The following is a 22,132-nucleotide window of genomic DNA, read 5'->3' on the forward strand; positions in this document are numbered from 1 at the left end:
GGATCCCGCCCAGCAACACGCCTCGCCCCCCCTGTTGTCGGGTGAGGTAATGGGCGCCAAACTGCACCGAGAGCCGCCCGGCAATCATGCTCATGGGCATCAACAAGGGCAGGGATCCATCCGCCCATTCCACCGTTTCATAGGCGAGGCAGGTGGCTCCCGACTGCAGCAGCGCCTGGGTCAGCTCGCGGCTGGCGGCCAAGTGCAAATAGGTGAACAGAATAAGGTCGGGATGGAGCAGAGGATACTCGGCAGGCAAGGGCTCCTTTACCTTCACCACCAGCTCCTGCCGGTAGATCTCCTCAGGAGTGACAGCCAGCTTGGCCCCCGCTTTTTGGTAGTCCTCATCCGTGAAGCCCGCCCCCTGGCCTGCTTGGGTTTCCACCCACACCTGATGCCCCTGTTCGGTTAAGGCCCGCACCGCCGCCGGTGTCAGCCCGACACGGAACTCTTGCTCTTTGATCTCTTTGGGCACGCCAATTCGCATAGGGATCCCCGTAGGGCTGCTTTCCAGTCTAGACAGACTCTCTCCCCGATGGGATCCCTGGCCTGAGCAGGAGAGCGAAAATTGTAAAGTTTTGTGCGCGATCTGTCGGGGCAAGCAATCGCCAGGCTAATTTTGTTAGCTCAAGATTTCAAGGGCAAACCTAGATCTCTTGCCATGATTGGCACGAAAACAAGACATAACAGCCTCAGAAAGCCCAATTTTCTTGCTTGCGCTTATCCCCAAGAGCAATGTTAATATCTATGTCACGAAGTCTCCGTACTCCCTCGCGAACGCACCTTGAAAACTGCATGGATTCAAGCTTTTCCGGGGGTAGGGTTGATCCCTACCTTTTCCCCGCAAGGGGACGGAAACATCCTGAGGGCTTCTCGTTGCGAGTATATTCGCAACGTTGCGTTGATCCCTACCTTTTCCCCGCAAGGGGACGGAAACTTTGTGAACATGATTTACCTCCCTTATCGGGGAATGAAGAAGTTGATCCCTACCTTTTCCCCGCAAGGGGACGGAAACGAAGGAGGACGGATTCCATTAAGATCAAAGAGAAACCCTGGTTGATCCCTACCTTTTCCCCGCAAGGGGACGGAAACAGCACCCTACTACAACGGTTGGGTCATACTGGAGGAGAAACGTTGATCCCTACCTTTTCCCCGCAAGGGGACGGAAACTTCGTTGGTCTCACGGAGTGAGTTGGTAACCAGCCGGGCTGTTGATCCCTACCTTTTCCCCGCAAGGGGACGGAAACGCGCTACACTTCATACGCGACTGTATGACCTACAGCAGTTGATCCCTACCTTTTCCCCGCAAGGGGACGGAAACCCCTCCCCCACCCAAGACACCCAGGTTTTCATACCTGGTTGATCCCTACCTTTTCCCCGCAAGGGGACGGAAACAGCAATTAGGAGAACCCATTTGCTCTGTACAATGGGTGTTGATCCCTACCTTTTCCCCGCAAGGGGACGGAAACTCAAATAAACCTGTTGGTTCTAATAATTTCCACAGAGCTGTTGATCCCTACCTTTTCCCCGCAAGGGGACGGAAACTCCTGGGTGTGTTGAGGGGGAGGTTAGCTTAACTCACACGCGTTGATCCCTACCTTTTCCCCGCAAGGGGACGGAAACCCACCTTAATCAAGCCCTTACAAACACACACCTAGTTAGTTGATCCCTACCTTTTCCCCGCAAGGGGACGGAAACCGACCCTGATCGTCCAACCCCGGTAGAACGGGGTTGCGCCAAGTTGATCCCTACCTTTTCCCCGCAAGGGGACGGAAACAAATATTCATCTCCGTACGGAGACTGACCCAGAAGTGATGCGTTGATCCCTACCTTTTCCCCGCAAGGGGACGGAAACCGTATAGGTAGAGGCGCCGGTCACCATGCTGGTAGGACTGCGTTGATCCCTACCTTTTCCCCGCAAGGGGACGGAAACTAGCAGCGAACTTTTTCAGTGAAGTTCGGGACGTATTGGGTTGATCCCTACCTTTTCCCCGCAAGGGGACGGAAACTAGTGGTGGTCTGCACCGAAGAATTTGAAGACGTTCATGTTGATCCCTACCTTTTCCCCGCAAGGGGACGGAAACGCCGCCAGGGATCCCCAGACCTCCCCTTGCTGCAAGACATCGTTGATCCCTACCTTTTCCCCGCAAGGGGACGGAAACAGAATAACTAACCTCCCCTCAAGCACCCAGGTATTTCACGTTGATCCCTACCTTTTCCCCGCAAGGGGACGGAAACTGCAATCCGCTCGCCAGTCTCCAGAGTAATCGCTCCACTGCGGAGTTGATCCCTACCTTTTCCCCGCAAGGGGACGGAAACCTTAACTGTCATCCGTACCTCCAATTAGGCAGTACTAAGTTGATCCCTACCTTTTCCCCGCAAGGGGACGGAAACGGTAGCCTGTGAGTTGTTAAACGACGACTAGTCCTCCCCCGTTGATCCCTACCTTTTCCCCGCAAGGGGACGGAAACGTTGCTTTTGGATTTTACGTCCAATTTGTTGTATTCAATCCCAGTTGATCCCTACCTTTTCCCCGCAAGGGGACGGAAACCCAGCTACGTGGGAACCGGAGTCGAAGGCACTGGCGACAACGTTGATCCCTACCTTTTCCCCGCAAGGGGACGGAAACCCTACTGGGTTGTCTACTTCTTCTCAGTTGGGAGGTACGTTGATCCCTACCTTTTCCCCGCAAGGGGACGGAAACAACTAACTGCCTAAAAATAAAAGGAGTGCCTGATGAAGGGTTGATCCCTACCTTTTCCCCGCAAGGGGACGGAAACTGTTCAAGCATAATCCAGTACGGATCGAACGTGCAGACGTTGATCCCTACCTTTTCCCCGCAAGGGGACGGAAACTTTCGGCTTTGTACTCGGCATCTAGCCGAGCTCGCCTTTCAGGTTGATCCCTACCTTTTCCCCGCAAGGGGACGGAAACTGTGGTAAGAACAGCTTCAACATATTCTCTATTGTTGTGTTGATCCCTACCTTTTCCCCGCAAGGGGACGGAAACTCCCGGATCCGCGGGTTCATCCGGGTCTGAATGCTGTCAAGTTGATCCCTACCTTTTCCCCGCAAGGGGACGGAAACCTGAGCTACGCGAGGCGAGAGGAGAGAGAAAGGAAAGTTGATCCCTGCCTTCTTCGAGACATCCTTGAGAACTGAGACTGGCGGATTCTAGGGTGGATCCCTAGCGCAGGAAACGGGCCAGCAGCACCAGTCCGATGCCGCCGAACAAGATGTTGAAGCTCCAGGCTGCCGCCCAAGGGGGAAGGGCTCCCACTTCTCCCAAGCTGCGAGACACGCTGAGCACCACGTAGTAGGCAAACACCAACAGGATCCCGAAGACGACGCCCCCGTAGCGTCCCACCCGCCGGGCAGTGCTGGATCCCAGGGGGAGCGAAATCAGCACGGCAAAAAAGCTGGCCAGGGGCAGGGAAAAGCGCATGTGGAACTCGGTGCGCAGAGCCTGAGTATTGAGATTGGAGCGGGCCAAACGGGAAATCCGCTCCGCCAGCTCCGGTAAGCTCAACTCGCTGGGGGGAACCGGCGGCTGCATTAGGGTAGCCAGATCCTGGGAAACTTGCAGCGGCTTGCGATGAAACGTTTGCTCGGCAATGCTGAGGCCGGTGGGGCCGTAAAGGTGGGTCGCTCCTTCGCTGAGGCTCCACTCCAGTCCGTTCCACACTGCCTGAGCGGCCAAGGTCACTTCCGCCAACTGGTATTTGCCCCCCGGCAAGGGATCCACCCGCAAAATCGTAACATCTTGCATCGTATTTAACCGGGGATCCACTTGGCGGATGAAGAACCAGAGGTTGTCTTCGGTTTTGAAAAAGACATCGTATTGCACCGGGGTGGTGGCCTGGGCCAGCAAAGCTTGCTGATCGATCTGGCGGATTTGCTGTTTACTGGCTGGCAGCAGCACGTTGCTAATGAAAAAAGCGCTCAAGCTCATGGCCAACCCCACCAGCAGCAGGGGTCGGAAAATCCGGCTAAACGGGATCCCGGCTGCCCGCATAGCGGTGATCTCACTGTTGCCGCTCAGCTTGCCCAAGGTGAGCATGGTGGCAAAGAAGGCGGCAATGGGCATACCCAGCACCACCATCTCCGGCAGATCCAAAACCAAAAGACGCAACACCGTTAGAGGCGGGACGGATCCCTCGACCAGCCGCTCGGCCAGGGTAAACAACCGGCCCACCAGCAGCAGCAGGGTTCCCCCGGCAATACCGGCCAGCACCGGGGTGAGCATCTGCCCAAATAGATAGCGCTCCAGCAGCCAGAACTTGGTGAGCAACCGTGCCATGTTTGAGAATCGAAGGGGATCGCCCTTCTCCCCAAGGGAGAGGCGAGTTGCAATAGCCGAAGAATCGGCGGCAAAAGCCCTGAACCAGGCTTATCGATTTATTCTCGCTCAAGGGCTTGGGGCAGGTGGGGGAAACGACTCCGTTTTGTCGGCAGGATCCGAACGCGGCAGAGGAGAGTTGAGGGGAGGTTCGGACTCGGGATCCAGCTCGGCCCCCCAGGCGGCCAGGTAGGCCCGTTGTTCGGGGGAAAGGCGGCGAGCCTGGCGGAAATCTGCCCCTGCCACGATAGCTCCGGTGTAGGCTCCGGTCTTAAAATCCGGCTTTTGCCCCGGCTGAGCGGGGGAAGCCGTCTGAGGGGATCCCACAAACAGCAAAGCGCGGTAAAGGTCTGCTCCCCGCAAATCGGCATCCCGCAAGTTGGCTCCGCACAGATTGGTGTGGCTGAGATCGCAGCCGCTCAGGTTGGCCCGCTCCAGGCTGGCTTCGCTGAAATCCACCGCCCGCAACAGGGTGCCATGCAGGTCGGCTCCCTCCAGCATCGTGCCCAGGTTGACCACTCGGATGCCGTTCACGCGATCCCGCTGGTAACCCCCTTTGCCGTCCAGAATGGGTCGGCCCAGGTGTTGATCCCGCCGCAGAGGGCTGAGCAGATTGGCAGTGGAGAGAAAGCGCAGGATCTTGGCTTTGCCGAAGCGATCCACCCCGTTCAACAAAGCAGCCGTGCGCCCGGCAGCAATGGCCCGCTCCAGGGGCCAATCGTCCAACTGCCCATCGGGAGACAAGACCAGGTTGGAAATGCCTTCAAAGTAGGCGTCGATGGTCTGCTGCTGGGTAATGATGTTCTGCTGAATGGTGAGATCGCGGGAGATAATGTACTGCCGCCAGGCGATGTAGGCGGCCAGGATGGCGATCAAGATCTGGCCTGTGGCCCCGAACACTTCTCCCAAAGCCCCAATTGCTTCCCAACTCAGGGATCCCAAGGCAGAAAACAGCCCGCTCCCGGCAATCCCTCCCATCAGGGCCAAGCTGAGGGCCACTCCCGCCCAGGCCAATTGAGGCCAAGTGGTCAGCCACTGCCAAAGACGGCGTCCGATCTGAGCCCAAAGCGATCGCCCCCACCAACCCGCCAGGCTCAGCCAAGCCAGCACCGCCCCCCAGCTCAAGACCGGCTGAGCCATCAGCTTTCCCAAGAGCAGCAAGAAGGCCGGGATCCCCAACAGCAGCAGATGAATCAGGGGTTGCCACGGTGAGACCGGAGACAGCAGGATCCCGGATTCAAGCAGCGACGGCTCTTGGGGCAGATGTTCGGGGACAAGGGTTTTGTAGGTCATGGCGCAAGAAAGGATGATACTCTAGGGCTAGTGTCAGATTTGCAAAAAAAGCCTGCGTTAGTCCGTATTTAGAGTTGGAGAATAGGGCAGGCCCCTGCCTGCTCAGTTTGGTAAGATGACCTCGGCTTTCCTTCTCTAGCCCAGCCTGGTGTGGGGATAACCACCATGATCTCTTCCTTATTGTCCTTACTGCCTATTGGTCTGCAGAAATCCGGCGAACACCAATCTACAGCAGTCCTGCCCGGCCTGCGGGCGCAGCGCCATCGTTCTGCAATGCTGACGCGGCTGGCAACCTCTCTGATGCTTGGCACCACCCTACTGCTGACAGCAAAGTTGGATCCTGGCTGGGCGCAAACTTCCCTGGACACCGGCATTACCGGTGAGCAGACCCTGCCTCAAGCTCCCCCGCTCCCGGACAATCGCCCGGCCATTTTCGTGGATGCAGCCAACGGCAGCGATACCCGTGGGGATGGATCCCGCAATAACCCCTTCAAGACGATTACTTATGCCATTCAGCGGGCTGAGGCTGGCAGCGTTATTCAGCTTTTTCCCGGGGTATATAGCGAGGAGAGCGGCGAAACCTTCCCTATCCGCCTGAAAGCCGGCCTCACCTTGCGTGGGGACGAGTCCACCTTGGGAGAGGGCTATCTCATCACCGGCGGCGGTACCTACATGAGCCCGACCCTAGGCCGACAAAATGTTGCTCTGCTGGCAGAAACCGGCGCAGAAGTGCGAGGAGTTACCCTGCGCAACCAAGGGCGGCGCGGCTATGCCCTCTGGGTCGAATCGGCCTCCCCGCGCATTCTCAACAACAGCTTTGTGGGCAGCATCCACGATGGGATCTTCATTGCCGGCGCTTCCAATCCCTGGGTGGAGGGCAACCGCTTCTATAAAAACGGGGCCAACGGCATTTCCGTCTTGGGCACCTCCCAGCCCACCATCATCAATAACCTGTTCCAAGAAACCGGCTTTGGCCTCACCATCGACCAGCGCTCGGCGCCTGTTGTGCGCAACAACCGCATTCTGCAGAACCGTACCGGCGTGATCGTCGGGGGCAGCTCCAGGCCCATCCTGCGCAACAATCTCATCGCCCAGAACTTGGAGACCGGCCTCACTGCCATCACCAACGCCCAGCCGGATCTGGGCACGGCCACGGATCCCGGCAACAACATCTTTGAGGGCAACGGCCAATACGACATCCACAACGCCACCCGCGGCCTGCGCATCAATGCCAACGGCAACCAACTGCGGGGCAAAGCCAAAGGGGATCTGGATCTATCCGGTCAAACCACCGTCGCCGCTCTCCCCGATAGCGCTCCCCGCCCCATTGCTCCTGGCACTTTGGCTCTGCCCAGTGCCCCGTCCCAGCCGGCTACTCCCAGGGATCCCCGGCCAGCGGCTGAGACCCCCTCCACCTTACCCGGTTGTGACGGTGCCCATCTACTGCCCCGGTTCCCCCCTCTCCGCCCCAAGGATCCGGAGGGCGCATCTTGCAAGATCCCTCCAGCCCTCAGGCAACTCCCCAGCCCCAACCTCCGGGGGAGCAGTTTGTGGCTGTCCCCTTCACGCCAGATGGCTCTACCGCACCTGCTCAGCCGGTTGGCCCTGCCCCCGCAGCTCCTGTTCCCAGGTCACCCTCGGCTCCCCTCACAGATATCACCACCCTTCTGCCCCCGCCGGCCCGTCGCCCGTCCACGGGGATCCCAACTACTCCCTCTGCTCCCACTACAACTCCAGTTGCCCCCCCTGTGGTTGCTGTGGGTAACGACTCCGTTTCGCCAACGCGAACGGCAACTCAATTTCGCGTGTTGGTGACCCCCAAAAGCAGCGATGACTTGAACCGATTGCGGCAGCTCATCCCCGAGGCGGTGGAAACGGTTTTCAACGGCAGAACAGTGTTGCAGGCTGGCCTCTACGACAGTCGCAGCCAGGCCCAGTCGGTGTTGGATCAGCTGTTGGATGCCGGCTTTGAGGCGGTTGCCGAGATGATTTTCCGCTAGCGACCCTCCACCCTACCGGCTTGCTTCTCCATGACGGTTAGGAGGAGGTTTTGGCCCCGGTTCTTTTGGCGGGAGAATCGACCGGCAAGTGTTTGCCAAGGGCGATGACAGCTCAGACACTCTCTAGTCCAACGGATCCAGTCGGTAGCGGCTGAGCCAGTGATCCAAATGCACTTCCTCCTCGTCCAGCAGTTGGGCGTTGATCAACCCCCGTTTGAAAGCAAGGCGGATGGCTCTGGCCCGCAAGCTGAAAGTGGTTCCCCACTCGTCGCTCTCAATTTGGTCGTTGCTCACCTCTAGTTTGTCGTAGAGGTTGCGCAGACGGTTGGTTACCCCTCGGCGAGACAAAAAGCGCCGTGCAGCAATGGCTTGGTCGGTGAGGCCGAGGGCAATGTCGATCAACACTTCGTACTCGGCGTCGCTGAGACCGGTAATTTTGTTTTGTGAACGGGAATCGACTCCGCGCACCTCTCGGTCGATCACACATTGCTCATCCTGCACCACTGCTTGGATAGCGCTGACCAATTTTTCATCGGTGCAATTTTTCAAAAGGTAGCCATAGACGGTTTGCGGAGGCACGATCTTGTGCAGTTCCTGCACATAGACTTCATCGGAAAATGCGACCAAAAAATGATGCGCGTGCTGGGGCACTCTGACCAAACCTGTCGTGCTACCTCGATCCCGGCCATCTCGGGCATGCGGATATCCATCAACACAAAGTTGGGGTGGTGCTGACGGTAGAGTTCCAACGCCTCTCTACCATTCGAGGCCATGTATACCGGGCCGAACTCAGGCAAATGTTGTGTTAGCAGGCTATGAACATGCTGACGGTAGAGAGCGTCATCTTCAGCAAGGAGGGTACTCACGGGCCTTTATCAGAATTACCGAATACTTTCTTTTCACTACCTAACTCTAAAGACACCCACAAGGGAAGACAAGGCACTATTGAGCAGTACTCAATGGAGCAAGGGATCCCCTCCACCGGCTATGAGTAGCAGCTCGGAAAAAGGATTTGGCCCCGCTCTGTCCTGTGGAGGTTGCGGTTTCCCCATAGCGCTCACGCAAACGGCCAATGAACTTCTCCACCGCAGACGTCGAAAACTTTTGATAAGCAGCAGTCTATGCTGTTTCTACGGCAGAGGCCAAAAATGCCTCAATCTCAGAGCGCTGGGGCAAGCTAGGTTGGGCTCCCGCACGGGTTACGGCCAAAGCAGCGGCGGCATTGGCAAAACGCAGGGCTTCCCTCAGGGATCTGCCGGCAGCCAAACAGGCAGCTAAGGCCCCACAAAACCCATCTCCGGCAGCGGTGGTATCCACCACTTCCACAGGATGAGCTGGCCAATGGCCACTTTCTTCCCCATCTGCCCAGACCAGCCCTGCCCCTCCCAAGGTAAGGATAACGGTTGGGATCCCGTGTTTCTGCAGTTCTTGAGCCACCTTTTGGGCTTGTTCCGGCGTCTCCACAGGGGATTGGGCAAGGGCAGCCGCTTCGGTTTCGTTGAGCACCAAGTAGCGAACCTGGCGCAACAGGGATCCCGGCAATGGCACGATGGGCGCAGGGTTGAGCAAAATCGGGATCCCTTGGGCAGAGGCTTGTTCTGCTGCAGCCTGCACAGTGGGCAGGGGGATTTCCAGCTGCAGCAGGAGCAGGGCCGCTGGGGTAAAGGGAGGCAAATGCTCCGGCAGATAGCGACCATTGGCTCCAGGGCTGACCACGATTCTGTTTTGCCCGCCGGGATCCACTGTGATCAAAGCTAGGCCGCTGGGCCCCTCCAACTGCCTCAGGTGGCGGGTATCCACGCCGTTGTGCTCCAGGTTCTCTTGGAGCAGACGCCCAAACTCATCGGATCCCACTGCTCCCCACATCTCTACTTGGGCTCCCGCCCGCGCCGCTGCCACCGCTTGATTGGCTCCCTTACCGCCAGGGTAGGTGGCGTAGTCGGATCCCAGCACCGTTTCCCCAGGGCCGGGATGATGGGGCACCTGCACCACCAAATCCATGTTCAAGCTACCCACCACTCGGATCGGGCCTGCCATCGGGCTTGTGGGGAAATCCTGTTGGAAAAGCAGAGATCTAGGTTGTGTTGATCTTTCATTTGAGCCAAAAGAGAGCACTGACGAGATAGAGAAAACTCAAGAAGTTCCTGGCCAATTTGTCAAAACGAGAAAATAGATGCCGGTACTGCTTTAACTTATGAAAAAAGCATTCGATTAAATGCCTCTCTTGATACAGATGCTTGTCATAATGCCGCTGCGTCTTTCTATTCCTTTTAGGCGGAATAACCGCTTGAGCTTCCCCTATCTTCTCAATCAACTTATCCGCATCATATCCTTTATCCCCAATTACTTTGGTATCCTTTCTCTGCCAGCCCTCTATCAATTCTTCCCCTTGAGTAATATCGCTCTTTTCTCCGCCAGTTATTCTCAATTCCAGCGGATTTCCCAACCCATCTACACTCACATGAATCTTGGTGCTGTATCCCCCTCGGCTTCTCCCCAAAGCTTGCTCCCCTTCGGCTTCTCCCCAAAGCTTGCTCCCCTTTTTTCCGGCAGCACAGGAGTGCGCTCGAACCATGGTTGAATCAATAATGAGATGCTCTAAATTAGGGTCGTCAATAAAATACTTGAACATCCGTTCCCACACTCCAAAACGACTCCACCGGTGAAATCTTTGATAGATGGTGTACCATTTGCCATATCCTTCTGGGAGGTAGCGCCAAGGAGCACCGGAACGGGCTATCCAAAGAACTGCTTCAATAAACTGTTTGCAGTTTGCTTCTTTCCCAATGTTAACTCTCTCTTCTGTCTGTAAAAAAGCCAATATCTTCTGCCATTTGTTTTCATCTAAAAAAACCAACTTCATCCTCTTTCCTCTATCTCTATAAATTATTCTCTCTATCCTAACATAAGATCAACACGACCTAGAGATCTTTGGTTTGGATCCCTGGGCAGCTATTGTATCAGCCGACGGTCTTGGCCAGGGATCCCCTTGAGCGCCCTACCACGCGGCAAGGGCTGATAGCAGTCGTGGTTTTTATTACCATCTATTTCAACTGACCGCGCTAGCGGGCCGGAGGCCTTAGCAGGAAGCAACCGGTCGTTTGTTTCACCTCAACGGTGAGATGAATGACTATGCGTTGTGGAACGGTTATCTGTAGGGATTGGTCGCCCTTCGACATATCGCCACTCTGCTGAAAACACAGGGCAAGAACCCGATTCCAAAGGTTGAGGATCCCGACTATCTTGGTGGGTGTTGACCCAGGAAGCAAGCTGATGTTGCTGACCACTACAGACGTGCTCCAAGGTAGAGAGGTTGAGCGTTACTTGGGCATTGTTACCGCCGAGGTAGTTTATGGCACCAATGTTCTACGGGACTTCCTTGCTACCCTCCGCAACATCATCGGGGGACGCACAAGAACCTATGAAGAAGTTTTCGAGAATGCCCAGAAAAAGGTTTTGGAAGAGTTGGAGCAGCGAGCCAAACGTTTGGGAGCAAATGGCATCCTAGGCGTTAGCATTCATACCAACATGAGCACGACGATGATCCTCGTTACCGCCGCCGGCACCGCCGTCAAGCTGCGCTAGAACCTTTAGGCCAGGCTTTCCATCAATGCCTCGTCGATCTCAAAGTTGGCGTAGACATTTTGCACATCATCCAAGTGGTCCAGCCGCTCCATGAGGGTCAGTACCAGCTTGGCTGTCTCGGGGTTCTCCACATGCACCTCCGTAGAGGGGATCCAGCGGATGGCCGCATCTTGCACTGGGTAGCCTTCTTTTTTGAGGTAGGTGGCCACCTGCTCCAGCAGGGTGTAATCGCAGTAGACTTCTGCGTCGGTTCCCTCTACCTTGAGATCCTCCCCGCCTGCTTCCGCCACCGCCAGCAACAGGGCTTCGGGATCCAACACCTCCTCCAGGCTGATCACCCCTTTTTGCCGGAACAGCCAGCTCACGCAGCCGGCTTCTCCCAAGCTACCGCCGGTTTTGCTGAAGGCTTCTCGCACCTCGGCAGCCGTGCGGTTGCGGTTGTCGGTCATGGCCTCGATCAACACAGCCACCCCACCGGGGCCGTAGCCCTCGTAGCGAACTTCTTCCAGGGGGCTGTCGTCGCTCCAGTTGCCGGCTCCCTTGGCAATGGCTCGTTCAATGTTTTCGCTGGGCATCCCCGCTGCTTTGGCTTTCTCCACTGCCGCCCGCAACTGAAAATTCCCATCCGGATCTGGCAAGCCGTTGCGAGCTGCCACGATGATGGCCCGCGAGAGTTTGGTAAAGAGGCTGCCCTTTTTGGCATCTACACGGGCCTTTTGCCGTTTAATGTTGGCCCACTTGCTGTGTCCTGCCATGCCGCCACACACCAGTCAAGCAATGAATTGGAGGGATCCCTCCATTTTTGAAGCCTAGATCACCTCAGCTCAGGACTCAACCCCACGGCAACTGGGAGGGTACCGGCCTGGTCACAAATTATAGTTAGTTATTTCAAACAGCAGTGAAACGGTTCGTTATGTCGATTCCTAACTCCCTCTCCCAGAGAGAAACTGGGGGTAAGGGCAGCGGCGCGGAGCGCTTGGGGAGTATCTCAATCTGGTTTGAAATGACTATAACGAGGGATCCTTCACAACCCAGACTCAGCTACCCAACAAACCCATCAGGGCTGAATCGGCTGCCGCTGGATCACATCCCCTTGGGGCGGAGGCGGAGGGGCTGGGGTTTCTTGAGGGGTAGGCGTTGCCTCTATGGGAGGAGTTTCCCCAGGAGGCGGGGGCAGAGGGGGCGCAGCTTCTCCAGGCACAGGCCCAGGTGTAGGCGTGGGGGTTGGGGATGGAGTTAGAAAGGGCGTCACCTGTCCCAACAGCTCGGCATAGAAAATCGCATCTTGCTCTGGCCCAAAGCGCCCCACTTCCCAACGGTGACGGGGCACAAACATTGTTTGCAGCAGCACTTCCCGGCTGACAAAAGCGGGAGTACCCGAGAAGACGTAGCCATCGACAATGACTCGATTCAAATCGGGCCGAGTTTGAAACACCCGATCCACCTCCCGCAGCATCTCCGTATCCAGCCGCCCCAGCAGAGTTTCCAGGGTGTCTTCAGGGCTGATCGGTACCCGCACCGAAAAGCGGTAATCTTCGCAACGATAGTCCCCACAGATCTTGACCAGCTCGTTACGCACCCGGATTTGTGCCCCAGGATCCAAATTGCGCCCTGGCACTAAGACTTCCTCCTGAGGTTGCTGTTCGACCGGCTGGGCCCATAGCTGGAGTTGACTTGCCCATCCTGCCCAAACTAGGGATCCGAAAAACAAGCCAAATCCCAAGCCTTTCAGGGGAAGGCTCCAACCCAGACTGCCCTGCTTAGAGCGGGGTGAAAAGGGGAAATCGCGATCCTGGATCGGGCTGTTCATAAGGCGTTGACCGATTCCTCAGCGATGGCTACCGCCAAATCTACCCGACATCGGCTAGGGAGGCACTAGGCAGGGAGAAAAATAGGGTATCGGCTCCGAATGGTTTCAAAATAGGGGCAGATAAATAGGGAAGCTTTGACAAACTCCCTGTCCTGGGCAGCAACGGATGTGCTGTGGCAGCGCATGGGTGTAGGATCTTAGGCTCTGGGTTCCCGCTCTGCAGGCAGGCCAGTGCTCTGCTGTGTGGGCAATGGATCCATGGATTGTTATTACCGTTGAGATCGCAAACCCAATTCTCTTCTTCTCACGTCTTCTCATGACCGCGGTTGTTCCTTCACCTTTGCGCTACGCCTACTACCCCGGCTGTGTGGCCCAGGGGGCCTGTCGTGAGCTGTATGACTCCACCGACCAGATTGCGCGGCATCTGGGCATTGAACTGGTGGAGCTGGAAGCCGCTTCCTGCTGTGGTTCGGGCACCTTCAAAGAAGAATCGGAGCTGCTGGAAGATACGGTGAATGCCCGCAACCTGGCTTTGGCAGAAGCGCTGGGGCTGCCGATGCTTACCCACTGCAGCACCTGTCAGGGAGTGCTGGGCCGCGTGAATGAAAAGTTGAAGGCTGCGAAAACCGCGAGTCCAGAGTACTTTCACCAGGTGCAGGCCCTGTGCCAGAAAGGAGGCTGCGAGAGCTGCTACCAGGGCACAGGCGATGTGCGCCATTTGCTGTGGGTGCTGGCTCATGACTACGGCCTGGAGCGATTGGCCCAACAGGTCAAACGGCCTCTCCTGGGACTGCGCTGCGCTGCCTTCTATGGGTGTTATCTGTTGCGGGCCTACGACATCTCCCGCTTTGATGTGGCGCGGGATCCCCATTTGATGGAGGATCTCTTCGAGCGTTTGGGGGCCACCCCCGTTTGGTATCGCGGGCGCACCCAGTGTTGCGGTTGGCCCATTTCCAGCTACGCCCCGCAGCAGTCTTTCTCGATGGCAGGCCGGCATCTTCTGGAGGCCATAGAGGCGGGAGCCGATTGTTTGGTTACCCCCTGTCCTCTATGTCACCTCAACTTGGACTCTCGGCAGCCGGAGGTGGAACAGGTGATCGGGCGCAAGCTGGGGATCCCGATCCTGCATTTGCCACAATTGGTGGGCCTGGCCCTGGGGATCCCAGCGGAAAACTTGGGACTGAACCGCCATGTAGTACAGGTGGAAAGAGCCCTGCAAAAAATAGGCCGCTAAATCCCACTTGATGGCTGGGGGATCCCTGGGCAAACATCAGGTGGGTTCTGCCTGGGAAGGATATGCTATTCTGCCCAGCAAGGTACCCGTCCTTGTTCAAAAACCGCAAAGATCCTCGTAAGCTTAGATCCACCTACTCCTGCTTAGCAGCTCCCTATGGTTGTCTCGGATCCCTTTGGCCTTGTTGTGCAAGAAGTGCAGCAGGGCGGGTACGCAGACCGAGTGAAAAAGCTGGTTTACTTTGCCTGCACCAGCACATGGGAAGGCGATGTCAGCAAGTTGAGCCAGATAGATCTGAAAGCCCTGCTGGAGCAGCTCTGCCGTGAGCACGCTACCCTTGATGCTTTGGGCCAACGCTTTCGAGAGGCCATCAGCCGCATCAACAAAAAAGCCGAGTATGCTCGCATCGCCAAGATGCTGCTAAGCAAGCTACAGCCCCTGTATCAACAGCCCCAAGCGGATCCCTCTAGCCCACTCATGCCCTCGCCCAAGGAGCCATCAGCTTGGGCCGCACCCTCGCCTATCTTGTCCTTGGAGTATGGAAGCCCACGACTGCAAAAGCAAGACTACGATCCCTTCGAGCTGCGGGCAGGGGTGATGCGGCAAACCAGCCCTTTGCGGGCCAAGCTGGTTCTGTTCACGGCTTTATACCACAAAGTAGAGCCTACTCTGCAGGGGTTGGCGGCCCTGCGGCGCTACAGCCTGGACGAGCTGCTCAGAGCCCTCTACGATGCCTGCGCCTCCCCCCAAGAACTGGAAGCCCAGCTGAAGGAGGCGGTGCAGCAGTTGCAGGAGCCGGATCAGGATGGCCAAGCCGCCAATGCTGTGCTGCAGATGCTGAAGCCTCTTTACGTTGACGTGCCCCCAGCGACCCTCCCCGGCGGAGGATTGGCTGCTGAGCCTCTCTCCGCCAATCTGGATTGGCTGAATACCGAAGATGCCGCTCGCGCGGGCGAGGCAGAGTCCCTGGCCAGCCCCATGACTTGGATTGACGCTGGGATCCCAGAAGATGAGGAAGAACCTGCAGATCCTCTGGCTTTTGCAACCTGGACAACACCACCCGGCCCCTCTTCTGACCTGCGACAGGAGATCCCAGAGTCCTGCCGCCAACTGCTCCATCACAGCGCCGGATCCTTGATGGTTGCCATCGAGAACACCCTAAGCGAGTTGGGCAACGCCCTGGACGAAGGTCTGCAGGATGAGGATCCCGCCCAATATCTGACGCTCAAACACCAGGTGCTGCGCGGCTTCTTGAGGGATGTCGAGGGATCCGCCGCAATGTTCATGGGGATCTTGAAAAAGCTAGAACAATCGGAGTGGCGCCTGGTGCAGCCCCTGCGCGTCAGCAATGCAAAACAGGCTCTGCCGGAGGCGGTTACCGAAATGCCCGCTGAGCTGGCGGATCCCTATGCTTCCCTAAGACAGGTGTTGGCCAGCAGCGAGCTGGCCCAGCAAAAGCCGCAGTTGGAGCAGGAGGTGATGCGTTTGGTGCGGCGCAGCGTCGGCTCTGTCAAAACTGCTATCGAACAGGCCCTGAGCGAGTTGGGCAAGGCGTTGGATGAGCAGTTCCAAACCTGCACCCTAGAGGAAGCCTTGGTTCTCAAGTACCAAACACTACGCGCCTTTTTGCAGGAAGTGGGGGAGATCTCCACCAAATTTGCTGCTTTCTTGGATCGCATGGAGGAGGCAGAGCGCCGTCTGTTCGGGCTGGTTTGAAGCTCAAACCCGCTGTTTGGGGATCCCGTTCAACACTCACGATCAGCCGCGCCGAGTGTTGGGGAAACGCCTTGATTTTCTTCTAGAATGGCCGCTAGTTTGGATCCCCTCTCACTTCTCTGAGCTCTCCCCTCTCTTCTATGGATGCCAAGGATCTGCTTCGGCTTTACCGGGCAGGACGGATCAACTTTGCCGGCGAGAACCTGGCCGCCCTTGACCTGAGCCGGGCCGATTTGATCGGGGTGGATCTCTCCCAAGCAGACCTGCACAGCGCCAACTTGATCTTCGCCTTCTTGGGGCGGGCCAAGCTGCAGAAGGCCAACCTCGTCGGGGCTAACCTTGGTGGGGCCAACCTCAGCCAGGCGGACTTGAGCGAGGCGGATCTCAGAGATGCCCAGTTGCACGGCGCCACCCTACAAGGAGCAGATTTGCATGGGGCCAACCTGACGCTGGCTCTGTTGATCGATGCCAACCTGCTGGATGCGGATCTGCGCTGGGCCAACCTCACCAGTGCCAACTTGGGAGGGGCTTGCCTGCGGGGGGCTAATCTCCGTTTCGATAGCCGCCGGGGAGCGGTATTGCGCAACGCCAATCTTAGCCGCGCCGATCTCAGCGGAGCCAACCTGTCGGGAGCGGATTTGACGCGGGCCGACCTGAGCGGGGCCAACCTAAAAGAGGCCAGTTTGATCAAGGCCAACTTGCAAGGGGCCAGCCTGCAGCAAGCCCGTTTGCAGGGAGCCATCCTGAGCGAGACCGACCTGAGGGGGGTTTCTTTTTTGGGGGCAGACCTGCAAGGGGTGCAGATGGCGCGGGCCAACTTGAAGGAGGCGATACTTCGCCAGGTGAATCTGACAGAGGCCAACTTGAGCGAGGCGGATCTGGCCGCAGCCGATCTTTCCGCCAGTTGTCTGTGCTCGGCCAAACTGGCGCGGGCAGATCTGAGTCGGGCCAATCTGGCCGGGGCCGATTTGCGGTGTGCCAACCTGGTGGATGCCTATTTGGGCCGCACCAACCTGGAAAATGCCGATCTCGGCGAGGCAATCCTAACCCGAGCCGATCTGAGCACAGCCAACCTCAGCGGGGCCAATTTGCGCGGGGCAACTCTGCCGGATGGACGGGTAGGCTGATTGGACAGACTCGCTACCGTATGAGGACGAGGATTCTTGTCCCTGAGTGAGACGGGGATCCGCCCCGGAAAAGGTGAGGTTTTCCCCTGCCCCAGAGGGGCCACAACCGCTACCCTACAAGGGAAGGATGGGTCAAAGAGATCCGTGAACAGCCGCCGATTTCTGTCCTTGATGGAAGCTTTGTGGGCCGATCTGCCCTTGCCGGAATGGTTGCCGGGGGCAGGAGAGCGCTCCTGGCAGCAGACGGTGGCAGCCCTGCTCCAGCTATGGCAAGAAGTTGGACAGTTTGGGGTGGTGATCGGTGGGCCGGTGTCTTGGTGGCCCCCCTGGGTGGTTCGGGATCCGCTGCCTCAACTGCCGTCGCCCATTGACGCTCCAGAACCGAACCTGAAGCTGCGGGAGCTGGCCCGTGAAGATCCCTGGCTGTTTACCCCCGACTTGTCCCCTGAGTCGATTCTGACCCCTGGCCAGACGGTGATCCCTCTCCTGCCGCGGGATCCCCTGGTGGAGGAGCCTTTTTTGCTGGTGCTCACCCCTGTTTTTTCGGCGGTGGCCGCCCAAGGGCATCACCCCCACACGCGGCAGAGGGGGATGATGGTGTCTTTTGAGCCGGAAGTGGTGCATCGGGCTTGGCAGATCCTAGAGCAGCGGGTTCAACAGGGTAGGCCGGATCGCTTGCCCTTCTGGCAGGAGCTGATCAAGCACCATCCCCTCATGGAGCCTCATGTGCGAGTGCTGGCCCGCTTCAGCAGCCTTCTTCTGCTGGGAAACCTGGCCGAGTCGGGATCCCCGCCCGCTCGCTTACCCCCCGCCAGAGCCGAGAACTCCCCTGCGCCCACAACCCGGCCAGAAGATTGGCAGAAGCGGCGGTCTCCTCCTTCCCATGGCCAGCCTGCCGGTCAAGGCCAACAGAACAGCCTTTCGGAGGCAGAACTGTTGCGGGCTCTCATCCACGAGATCCAGACGCCCCTCAGCACCATCCGCACCTTGGTTAGTCTCATCCTGAAGCGGCACGATCTGCCGTCGCGGGTACGGGAATACGTGGAGAAAATTGACCGCGAATGTACCGAGCAAATCAACCGCTTCGGGCTGTTTTTCCAGGCTACAGAAACGGTGATGCCCGCTGCTACCCCACAGGAGGGGCGTCGGCTTCAGCTAGAGCCCATTGCGCTGGTGGACTTGGTGCGGCAAAACCTGCCTCGCTGGCAGGAGCAGGTGGAACGGCGGGGATCCCAACTGGAGTTGGAGATTCCCGATGAGCTGCCGGATGTGGTCAGCGATCCCAAGGCGCTGGAAGCGGTGCTGTTTGGCATGGTCGACCGCATTGCCCGCAGCACGCCGGCTGGCAGCCACATTCGCGCCCAGTTGGTCAGCGCAGGGGAGCTGGTCAAACTTCAGTTTCAGGTCAACACACCTGAGGGCAGCGACGCCACTGTTGCCGCAGAGCCCAAATCCCCTCAGGCGATTGGGCAGTTGTTGGTCGTGCAGCCGGATACCGGTGCAGTGAGCCTCAGCCTTCCCGTCACCCAAACTCTGTTCCGCGCCTTGGGGGGCTACCTCACCGTGCGCCACCGCGCCCATCGGGGGGAAGTTCTCAACATCTACCTGCCCCGCCAGCTATAAGCCACCCAGTTGGGATCCCGATAGCGTCTCAGGATTGATATGGCGGATTGCAGGGGAGGTAGGGCTAGGATCGATCTGCCAGCGCCGGGAGAGTCTAGAGATTGGATCCATGCCGAGAGCCAGAAAAGTTGCTGAACACCATCCAGAGCCTGAACCCGTCTGCGGAGCCGGAGAACCCAAGGTTAAGGGGGTCACTCTTTCTGCCCAGCAGCTTTCCACTTTGCTTCACGAAATGCGCAATCCTCTCACCGCCCTGAGCACGCTGGCCAAGTTATTGCAAAAACGCTTGCCCCCCGAGGATCGCAACCACTGGATTGGCCTGAGCATTGAACAGGAGTGCAAGCATTTGCAGGAGCTGCTGGCGGAGTTCGAGCGTTTGGACGGGATCCCGGCCCCCCTCCAGCTTCAGCCCCTCTCCTTGGCCGACCTGCTGCGGGAGTGGATTCCCATCTATCAAGCCTTGGCCGAAACCCAGGGACACCACTTTCAAGCCGTTCTGCCCCCTTCCCTACCCCCTGTACAAGCCGATCCGCGTGCCCTGCGGCAGGTGCTTGATAACTTGATCGACAACGCTTGCAAGTACACCCCGCCCCCAGGTGAGATCCGGCTGAAGGTGGAGCTGGGTGAAGATCCCTCAACTGCTTCGCAATGGGAAGTGTTCGTTGCCGTCTGCGACAACGGCCCCGGCATCCACCCTGAGAACCTGGAGCGGATCTTCGATCCCTTTTTTCGGGCAGATCTTTCTAAGCCAGGGCAGGGGCTGGGGTTGGCCATTAGCCGCGACCTGGCCACCCGGATGGGCGGAGATCTCCAGGTGGAAAGCTCCCCCCAAGGCTCCTGTTTTCGCCTGAGATTGCCCACAGGTTAGTAGGAAGATTGTAGAGATATGGGATGGCAGGTGCCGCCAAACGCTTGAACGCTACCCAGGAGCTGCAGATGGCCTCTTCTCCCCCAGCCAAACCCGAACCCCCTGCTGCCAGTCCAGCAGCCCGCATTCTGCTAGTAGATGATGAACCCGGCTTACGGGAAGCGGTGCAAGCCTACCTCGAGGACAGCGGCTTTGAGGTGATCCCGGCGGCCAACGCCCAGCAGGCTCTGCAACTGCTCAGCACGGCCCAGCCTCAGTTGATCATCTCCGACATCATGATGCCGGGCATGGATGGCTATCAATTTTTGGCCCAACTGCGAAAACTCGAGCCCTACAGCCATCTGCCGGTGGTGTTCCTCACCGCCAAGGGGATGACCGCCGACCGCATCCAGGGTTACCGGGCCGGTGTCGATGCCTATTTGCCCAAGCCCTTCGATCCGGAGGAGCTGGTGGCCATTGTCTCCAATCTCATTGAGCGCTCCCGAGCAGCCAGTCCTTCTGAAGTGGTCGCCCGCGAGCTGGCCTCCATTCGGGCGCTTCTGGCAGAGCGAACTCTTCCCCCAACCGGTCCCTCTCAGCCCCCCGCCCCAACTCCCTTGCCCCCACCCATTAAGGTAGAGCTGACGCCGCGGGAACAACAGGTGTTGGAGAAGGTGGCAGAAGGGCTGATGAACAAGGAGATTGCCAAGCAGCTGCAAACCAGCGTGCGCAACGTGGAAAAATACGTCACCCGCCTGCTGAACAAGACGGGCACCAGCAGCCGCACCGAGCTGGTGCGCTATGCTCTCACCTATGGCTTGATTCGGCTGTAGCTCTCACCCCCAGCCCCTCTCCCCAAGGGAGAGGGGGGAAAGAGCTTACGGCTGTGGCTTGGGCGGCACGGTGACCAGCAGCTCCACCCCAAAGGCGTGATCCCCGGCAGGGTAGCTGGTAATCCCCAGCCCATCGATGCGGGTCAGCAGCTCACGGGCCTCCGGCTCCAAGCCTGCCAAACCACCCGGTAGTGTGTCCTCCAGCACTGTTCGGATCCCTTGCCAATTCAGCAAAAAGTAGCCGTAGTTGGGCTTGGGCAACTGATCGTAGAGGGTTTTCAGCGGCTCGGTTTGGGGAAGCAAATTGCCCTGGTGTTGGGCGAGGGTTTGCAGCGCCGCCGTGCTGCTGGTCACGATCAAATAGTTGCCTTCCCAGGCGCGGGTCAAAAGCGGGCGGTTAAACAAGGGATCCGCCCACGTCACCTGTCCACCCGCCTCCGTTACCCCTACTCCCGATTCTTGGGCCAGCCGATCCAACTGAGTCAGGGCCGCGTTGGCCTTGTCTTTTTGGCTGGTCTCGATCACCAGGGCTGCTCCCATGCCCTGCAACAGGGGATGGGCCTGGGCATCCGGTGCCACCAGCAAGGCCATCTCCCCATCCATCCAGGCCAGCAGATCTTTTTCCAAGTCCAAACGGGTATTGGCGCGAAACTCAGCCCGCAGCTCCTCTAACGACTCCTTGACCGGCGGATCTTTTTCCAGCTCAGGCATAACGGCTTGCCAGCGCTGGGCAATCTGCTGGGTGGTCAGCACCGCCAAGGCATTGCCGGGCAGCCGCTGAATGAGTTCGCCGCGAGCCGTTTGCCACCCCCCCTGCACCTGGGTTTTCGGATCGGTCTGGGTCAACATGCGCAGCCGCAGGCCCTGCTCCTGCCAGTGGGCAGCCATGGCCAAAGAGCGCAGGGGTTGCAGGGATCCCAGCGTCGCCGGATCCAGATCCTGCATCCAGTCTTGGAAAGATTCGGGATCCTCCTGCAAAGCCTGGAAGTTGAAGTAGGCAAAGGCCAGCGTGCCGCTCTTATACAGATCGCCAACAGCGGTGCGGAAACTTTCGGAGCGGCCAATCGGCTCTGCTTCGCCGCGATACACAGCAATCGCCTGCTGCATCACCCTTGGGTCGTTGGCCACTGCCACAAAGCGGTTGCCAAACTCAGCAGTTACCCACCGCTCGCCCGGCTCTCCGTTGGTTTGCACATAGAGGGTGACCCCCTGCTCCTGGCGCTGCTCGAAGTTGGCCCCTTCTGCTGCTGCCTGTTGCCGCACCTGGGCCAAGAATTGCCCAGACAAATCAGCGTTGCGGGTGCTGGCTCCAAACAGGATCCCAGGCACCGGCTCGGCAGCTCCGGGCACCAGATTGGGGATCACCACTGCCATCGTGAATTGCTCGCCAGCCCAAGCTTGCATCTCTTCCCGAGAGAACTCCTTGCTGGTTTCAGCCAAAGCTTCTGCCGTCCAGCTCTCCCACTGGGCCAAAAGGTCAGGGTGAGTGCGAAAAGATTCTTCCGGTTGGGTAGAAAAGGTCAGCACCAGGGGCGCCGACTGGGGAACCAGCGCGGTTTCCGGCAGAACATCGCCGGGCAACTGTACCTGTGGCCCTCTGAGTTGGCAGGATCCCAGGAGCCAAGAGCCCCCCACCGCCATCAACGTAAGGGAGAGAGGACGAAACCGGCACTGAAGTTGGGTCTTCATATCACACCTGCGACGAGCCGTCCTCTTGAGGATAGGC

At 58.2% G+C, this 22,132-nt stretch carries 19 protein-coding genes and 1 CRISPR repeat array; of the genes, 9 read left to right on the plus strand and 10 right to left on the minus strand.

Going from position 1 to position 22,132, the window contains the following annotated elements:
* The 3 genes from NW805_RS03925 to NW805_RS03935 form a co-directional block, all read right to left on the minus strand.
* Window positions 1-487, minus strand: a 487-nt coding sequence (locus NW805_RS03925; RefSeq protein ID WP_414421709.1) for an alanine dehydrogenase, incomplete at its 3' end; no start/stop codon positions are given.
* A gap of 335 nt (window positions 488-822) precedes the next feature.
* Window positions 823-3,086: a CRISPR direct-repeat array (repeat unit 37 nt; unit sequence GTTGATCCCTACCTTTTCCCCGCAAGGGGACGGAAAC).
* A 100-nt stretch (window positions 3,087-3,186) separates the two neighbouring features.
* Complete coding sequence (locus NW805_RS03930) at window positions 3,187-4,299, minus strand: LptF/LptG family permease (RefSeq protein WP_414421710.1); 1,113 nt, start codon at window positions 4,297-4,299, stop codon at window positions 3,187-3,189.
* A gap of 108 nt (window positions 4,300-4,407) precedes the next feature.
* A complete protein-coding gene (locus NW805_RS03935) occupies window positions 4,408-5,631 on the minus strand; it encodes a pentapeptide repeat-containing protein (protein WP_414421711.1) in 1,224 nt (407 codons plus the stop codon).
* A 165-nt stretch (window positions 5,632-5,796) separates the two neighbouring features.
* On the opposite strand from NW805_RS03935, the gene NW805_RS03940 reads away from it, so the two are divergent.
* A complete protein-coding gene (locus NW805_RS03940; RefSeq protein ID WP_414421712.1) occupies window positions 5,797-7,446 on the plus strand; it encodes a DUF1565 domain-containing protein in 1,650 nt (549 codons plus the stop codon).
* On the plus strand, window positions 7,437-7,631 hold the full coding sequence (locus tag NW805_RS03945; RefSeq protein WP_414421713.1) for a hypothetical protein: 195 nt from the start codon (window positions 7,437-7,439) through the stop codon (window positions 7,629-7,631). The genes NW805_RS03940 and NW805_RS03945 overlap by 10 nt, the downstream gene beginning before the upstream one ends.
* 123 nt (window positions 7,632-7,754) lie before the next feature.
* Here NW805_RS03945 and NW805_RS03950 read toward each other — a convergent pair whose 3' ends face one another.
* From NW805_RS03950 to NW805_RS03965, 4 genes are all read right to left on the minus strand, one after another.
* Window positions 7,755-8,282, minus strand: a complete 528-nt coding sequence (locus NW805_RS03950) for a LuxR C-terminal-related transcriptional regulator (protein ID WP_414421714.1) — start codon at window positions 8,280-8,282, stop codon at window positions 7,755-7,757.
* Window positions 8,177-8,497 (minus strand): response regulator transcription factor, encoded by a 321-nt coding sequence (locus tag NW805_RS03955; protein WP_414421715.1) that lies wholly within the window; start codon window positions 8,495-8,497, stop codon window positions 8,177-8,179. The genes NW805_RS03950 and NW805_RS03955 overlap by 106 nt, the downstream gene beginning before the upstream one ends.
* A gap of 253 nt (window positions 8,498-8,750) precedes the next feature.
* Window positions 8,751-9,668: a ribokinase gene (gene rbsK, locus NW805_RS03960; protein ID WP_414421716.1), complete on the minus strand. Its 918-nt coding sequence runs from the start codon at window positions 9,666-9,668 to the stop codon at window positions 8,751-8,753.
* Window positions 9,669-9,723: 55 nt separating this feature from the next.
* A complete protein-coding gene (locus tag NW805_RS03965; protein ID WP_414421717.1) occupies window positions 9,724-10,494 on the minus strand; it encodes an IS5 family transposase in 771 nt (256 codons plus the stop codon).
* Between the two features lie 410 nt (window positions 10,495-10,904).
* On the opposite strand from NW805_RS03965, the gene NW805_RS03970 reads away from it, so the two are divergent.
* Window positions 10,905-11,216: a YbjQ family protein gene (locus NW805_RS03970; RefSeq protein ID WP_011432974.1), complete on the plus strand. Its 312-nt coding sequence runs from the start codon at window positions 10,905-10,907 to the stop codon at window positions 11,214-11,216.
* A 5-nt stretch (window positions 11,217-11,221) separates the two neighbouring features.
* Here NW805_RS03970 and NW805_RS03975 read toward each other — a convergent pair whose 3' ends face one another.
* Both NW805_RS03975 and NW805_RS03980 read right to left on the minus strand, forming a co-directional pair.
* Window positions 11,222-11,971 (minus strand): YebC/PmpR family DNA-binding transcriptional regulator, encoded by a 750-nt coding sequence (locus NW805_RS03975; protein ID WP_414421718.1) that lies wholly within the window; start codon window positions 11,969-11,971, stop codon window positions 11,222-11,224.
* 302 nt (window positions 11,972-12,273) lie between these two features.
* Window positions 12,274-13,026, minus strand: coding sequence for a hypothetical protein (locus NW805_RS03980; RefSeq protein WP_414421719.1), 753 nt, complete (start codon window positions 13,024-13,026; stop codon window positions 12,274-12,276).
* A 316-nt stretch (window positions 13,027-13,342) separates the two neighbouring features.
* Between NW805_RS03980 and NW805_RS03985 the strand changes: the two genes are divergently transcribed.
* The 6 genes from NW805_RS03985 (at window position 13,343) to NW805_RS04010 (ending at window position 20,406) form a co-directional block, all read left to right on the plus strand.
* Window positions 13,343-14,260 carry a CoB--CoM heterodisulfide reductase iron-sulfur subunit B family protein gene (locus tag NW805_RS03985; protein WP_414421720.1) on the plus strand — a complete coding sequence of 306 codons (918 nt, stop codon included), beginning with the start codon at window positions 13,343-13,345 and terminating at the stop codon, window positions 14,258-14,260.
* Window positions 14,261-14,416: 156 nt separating this feature from the next.
* Window positions 14,417-15,976 (plus strand): hypothetical protein, encoded by a 1,560-nt coding sequence (locus NW805_RS03990; protein WP_414421721.1) that lies wholly within the window; start codon window positions 14,417-14,419, stop codon window positions 15,974-15,976.
* A 140-nt stretch (window positions 15,977-16,116) separates the two neighbouring features.
* Window positions 16,117-17,103 (plus strand): pentapeptide repeat-containing protein, encoded by a 987-nt coding sequence (locus tag NW805_RS03995; protein WP_414421722.1) that lies wholly within the window; start codon window positions 16,117-16,119, stop codon window positions 17,101-17,103.
* 144 nt (window positions 17,104-17,247) lie between these two features.
* The gene (locus tag NW805_RS04000) at window positions 17,248-18,726 is read left to right on the plus strand and encodes a sensor histidine kinase (RefSeq protein WP_414421723.1); all 1,479 of its coding nucleotides are present in this window, start codon (window positions 17,248-17,250) and stop codon (window positions 18,724-18,726) included.
* Window positions 18,727-18,835: 109 nt separating this feature from the next.
* Entirely contained in the window at window positions 18,836-19,594 is a 759-nt protein-coding gene (locus NW805_RS04005) for a sensor histidine kinase (RefSeq protein ID WP_414343700.1), read from the plus strand.
* A 68-nt stretch (window positions 19,595-19,662) separates the two neighbouring features.
* Window positions 19,663-20,406 carry a response regulator gene (locus NW805_RS04010; protein ID WP_414421898.1) on the plus strand — a complete coding sequence of 248 codons (744 nt, stop codon included), beginning with the start codon at window positions 19,663-19,665 and terminating at the stop codon, window positions 20,404-20,406.
* 45 nt (window positions 20,407-20,451) lie between these two features.
* On the opposite strand, the gene NW805_RS04015 is transcribed toward NW805_RS04010, so the two are convergent.
* Window positions 20,452-22,095 carry a DUF3352 domain-containing protein gene (locus tag NW805_RS04015; protein WP_414421724.1) on the minus strand — a complete coding sequence of 548 codons (1,644 nt, stop codon included), beginning with the start codon at window positions 22,093-22,095 and terminating at the stop codon, window positions 20,452-20,454.
* Window positions 22,096-22,132 lie beyond the last annotated feature (37 nt).

The sequence above is a fragment of the Synechococcus sp. W60.1 genome (assembly GCF_047461575.1).
Taxonomy (GTDB): Bacteria; Cyanobacteriota; Cyanobacteriia; order Thermostichales; family Thermostichaceae; genus Thermostichus.

Excerpts from the sequence above, each read along its gene's own strand:
- NW805_RS04010 (WP_414421898.1), top strand. The coding sequence starts at position 19,663 with ATGGCCTCTTCTCCCCCAGCCAAACCCGAACCCCCTGCTGCCAGTCCA.
- NW805_RS03965 (WP_414421717.1), bottom strand. The coding sequence starts at position 10,494 with ATGAAGTTGGTTTTTTTAGATGAAAACAAATGGCAGAAGATATTGGCT.
- NW805_RS03970 (WP_011432974.1), top strand. The coding sequence starts at position 10,905 with ATGTTGCTGACCACTACAGACGTGCTCCAAGGTAGAGAGGTTGAGCGT.
- NW805_RS03985 (WP_414421720.1), top strand. The coding sequence starts at position 13,343 with ATGACCGCGGTTGTTCCTTCACCTTTGCGCTACGCCTACTACCCCGGC.
- NW805_RS04015 (WP_414421724.1), bottom strand. The coding sequence starts at position 22,095 with ATGAAGACCCAACTTCAGTGCCGGTTTCGTCCTCTCTCCCTTACGTTG.
- NW805_RS03990 (WP_414421721.1), top strand. The coding sequence starts at position 14,417 with ATGGTTGTCTCGGATCCCTTTGGCCTTGTTGTGCAAGAAGTGCAGCAG.
- NW805_RS03980 (WP_414421719.1), bottom strand. The coding sequence starts at position 13,026 with ATGAACAGCCCGATCCAGGATCGCGATTTCCCCTTTTCACCCCGCTCT.
- rbsK (WP_414421716.1), bottom strand. The coding sequence starts at position 9,668 with ATGGCAGGCCCGATCCGAGTGGTGGGTAGCTTGAACATGGATTTGGTG.
- NW805_RS03935 (WP_414421711.1), bottom strand. The coding sequence starts at position 5,631 with ATGACCTACAAAACCCTTGTCCCCGAACATCTGCCCCAAGAGCCGTCG.
- NW805_RS03940 (WP_414421712.1), top strand. The coding sequence starts at position 5,797 with ATGATCTCTTCCTTATTGTCCTTACTGCCTATTGGTCTGCAGAAATCC.
- NW805_RS03975 (WP_414421718.1), bottom strand. The coding sequence starts at position 11,971 with ATGGCAGGACACAGCAAGTGGGCCAACATTAAACGGCAAAAGGCCCGT.
- NW805_RS03930 (WP_414421710.1), bottom strand. The coding sequence starts at position 4,299 with ATGGCACGGTTGCTCACCAAGTTCTGGCTGCTGGAGCGCTATCTATTT.
- NW805_RS03995 (WP_414421722.1), top strand. The coding sequence starts at position 16,117 with ATGGATGCCAAGGATCTGCTTCGGCTTTACCGGGCAGGACGGATCAAC.
- NW805_RS04005 (WP_414343700.1), top strand. The coding sequence starts at position 18,836 with ATGCCGAGAGCCAGAAAAGTTGCTGAACACCATCCAGAGCCTGAACCC.